Origin of the sequence: Achromobacter sp. SIMBA_011 (assembly GCF_046535435.1) — a bacterium.
GTDB lineage: Bacteria > Pseudomonadota > Gammaproteobacteria > Burkholderiales > Burkholderiaceae_B > Achromobacter > Achromobacter dolens.
The window spans coordinates 1-271 of sequence record NZ_JAWRWN010000490.1 but is presented as its reverse complement, the minus strand read 5'-3'; the positions used below and the strand labels follow the sequence as shown (position 1 = coordinate 271).

The following is a 271-nucleotide window of genomic DNA, read 5'->3' as shown; positions in this document are numbered from 1 at the left end:
GCGGCGAGTTGAGCCTTCACTCGCATTTCGTCTGCATCGCGCATGCCCAGGTCAGCGTAGACGTTCGTGCTGCCCTGTTCGATTTCGATCATCGCCTTTCTCCTTTTGCGTGAGCCTCGACCGCTTTCAGACGTTCGCGGACCAGATCGCCGTCCGGCTTGGGTGTCGCGATGCCGCTCTATGATTTCTTCTGTCCGGATCCGTCGGTGAATTTATCCCTATTTGGGTATATTTTCAAGGTGCGCGCGGGAACACCAAGCGGCCGTTCCAT

General features: G+C 56.8%; 2 pseudogenes. Both read right to left on the bottom strand.

The annotated features are described in order from the left end of the window. Positions 1 to 92, bottom strand: a pseudogene (locus SB816_RS31840) (XRE family transcriptional regulator); the annotation flags it as partial. Further along, positions 89 to 193 (bottom strand): annotated as a pseudogene (locus tag SB816_RS31835) (addiction module toxin RelE); the annotation flags it as partial. The pseudogenes SB816_RS31840 and SB816_RS31835, both read right to left, overlap by 4 nt. Between the last annotated feature and the right edge of the window lie 78 nt (positions 194 to 271).